Annotated in this window: 3 protein-coding genes; 2 read left to right on the forward strand and 1 reads right to left on the reverse strand. The window is 75.7% G+C overall.

The annotated features are described in order from the left end of the window. Positions 1 to 776: SDR family oxidoreductase (locus ACYVE9_RS23530; protein ID WP_461029898.1), on the reverse strand; the 776-nt coding region annotated here is incomplete at its 3' end. A 180-nt stretch (positions 777 to 956) separates the two neighbouring features. Between ACYVE9_RS23530 and ACYVE9_RS23535 the strand changes: the two genes are divergently transcribed. Then, the gene (locus tag ACYVE9_RS23535) at positions 957 to 1,427 is read left to right on the forward strand and encodes an SRPBCC family protein (protein ID WP_461029899.1); all 471 of its coding nucleotides are present in this window, start codon (positions 957 to 959) and stop codon (positions 1,425 to 1,427) included. Positions 1,428 to 1,496: 69 nt separating this feature from the next. Further along, positions 1,497 to 2,301: phytoene desaturase family protein (locus tag ACYVE9_RS23540; RefSeq protein ID WP_461029900.1), on the forward strand; the 805-nt coding region annotated here is incomplete at its 3' end.

Consider the following 2,301-nt stretch of genomic DNA (forward strand, 5'->3'; position numbering starts at 1 on the left):
CGCGCCACCGCACCGGGCACCAGCCCCCGCGCGACCTTCGCGGCACGCAGCCAGGGCGGCACGTACACGGTGGCGGACCGTCGTTCGATGCCGCGGACCAGCCGCTCGGCGACCCGCTCCACCGGGCAGGTCCGGTCGGCCGGCCACGGGATCGCGTCCCGCACTTCGCGCATCACCGGCTGCCGGTCGGCGTCCCGGATCATGTCCGTGTCGGTCCAGTTCAGACAGGCGACGCCCACGTCGACGCCGAGGTGCAGGACCTCCGCGCGGAGCGCGTGGGCGAAGGCGACCACACCCGACTTGGAGGCGCAGTAGGCGGTCATCAGGGGCGCGGGGGCCAGCCCGGCGAGGGAGGCGATCTGGAGGAGGTAGCCGCGGGTGCTGAGCAGGTCGGGCAGAAAGGTGCGGGCGGTCACCGCGCTGCCCACCAGGTTGACGTCGACGACCCGCCGCCAGACCTGAGGGTCGGTGGCGAGCAGTGAGCCCCCGGCGGCGACCCCGGCGTTGGCGACCACCACCGAGGCGGGGCCGAGACGGTCCCGCACGAGCGCCGCGGTGTCGCCCATCGCCGCGTCGTCGGTGACGTCCACGGCCCAGGCCGCCGCAGCGCTGTCACCCAGCTGCTCCGCGAGGCGCCGCAACCGGTCCTCCTCCAGCCCCAGCAGGGCCACCCGGGCGCCCCGGCTGACGAGGCGGCGTGCCGTCTCCTCCCCGATCCCGCGTGCGGCCCCGGTGACGACCGCGGTCCGGCCGCGCAGGGGCAGGCGTCCGCTCATCTGGTTCCTCCGCCGGTCCGGGTGCTGTCCACGGGCGGACGCGTACCCCTCCGCGGCCCGGTCAGACCGCGACGCCGCCCCCGTCCCCGAGGGGGGCGGTTGCCGCCCTCGGGGATGAACCCGTCGCGGCGGGGCACCCGCCGGACGGAGAACGATCGTCTCGACACCGCGGAGGGCCCCATGGCAGTACGGCACCGATTGGTTCGCGCGTCTCCCGAGGCCGTGTGGGCAGTGCTGTCCGACGGTTCGAGCTACGGCGAGTGGGTCGTGGGCACCTCGGACTCGGAGGAGAAGGACGGGAACTGGCCGCAGGTCGGTGCGGAGATCGAGTACGAGGTGATGGTCGGGCCGTGGTCGGCTCACAGCCGCACCATCGTGCGGCGTCACGAGCCGCCGTACCGCCTGGAGCTGGAGGCCGACAGCGGCTGGCTGGGCACGGCCCGGATCGCGCTGGAGGTCCGGCCGTGGGGTGAGGAGACGCTGGTCATCCTCGACGAGCACCCGCTGCGCGGGCCGGGCGGCCTGCTGCACAACACCGCGGTGGACGCGCTCGCCCAGTTGCGTCACCGCACCATGCTCGCCCGGTTGGCCGAGGTCGTGGAGCGCTCGGCCCGGCCCACGGCGTCCGGCGCGGCCACGCCCGCGAGCTGACCGCCCCCGCGACTGACCTCGGGCGCCCCCCGGTTCCGGCGGGCGTCCGCGGCGGACAGGAGAACTCCCATGCCCGACGCAGTGGTCATCGGTGCGGGCCCCAACGGACTGGTCGCGGCGAACCTGCTGGCCGACGCGGGCTGGTCGGTCGAGGTGCTGGAGGCGCAGCCGGAGCCGGGCGGCGCGGTGCGCAGCGACCGCGGCGCGCACCCCGACTACGTCAGTGACGTGTTCAGCGCGTTCTATCCGCTGGCCGCCGCGTCACCGATCCTGGCCGGCCTGGACCTGGCGGCGGAGGGGCTGCGGTGGAGCCACGCGCCGCGGGTCCTGGCCCATCCCCTGCTCGACGGCCGGTGCGCGGTGCTGGAACGCCGCGTCGAGGACACCGCCACCGGGCTGGAGGCCTTCGCGCCGGGGGACGGTGACGCCTGGCGGGACCTGTTCGGGAGCTGGGAGCGGCTCGGCCCGGACATCGTCCGGGCCCTGTTCACGCCGTTCCCGCCGGTGCGCCCGATGGCACGGCTGGCACTCGGTCTGCGTGCCGCGGGAGGCCTGCGCCTCGCCCGCACCCTGCTGCTGCCGGTGCGTCGCCTGGGCGAGGAGGAGTTCGACGGCGAAGGTGGCCGGCTGCTGCTCGCGGGAAACGCGCTCCACGCCGACCTGCCCCCGGAGGCGGCGGGCAGCGGCGGCTTCGGCTGGTTGATGTCCGCGCTGGGGCAGCACTACGGCTTTCCCGTGCCGGTGGGCGGCGCCGGGGCGCTGACCGCGGCCATGGTCGCTCGCCTGGAGCGGAAGGGCGGCTCGGTGCGCTGCGGTGAGCGGGTCGTGTCGGTGGTGACCAGGGCCGGACAGGCGGTGGCGGTGCGCACCGCCA

The sequence above is a fragment of the Streptomyces sparsus genome, assembly GCF_054776295.1.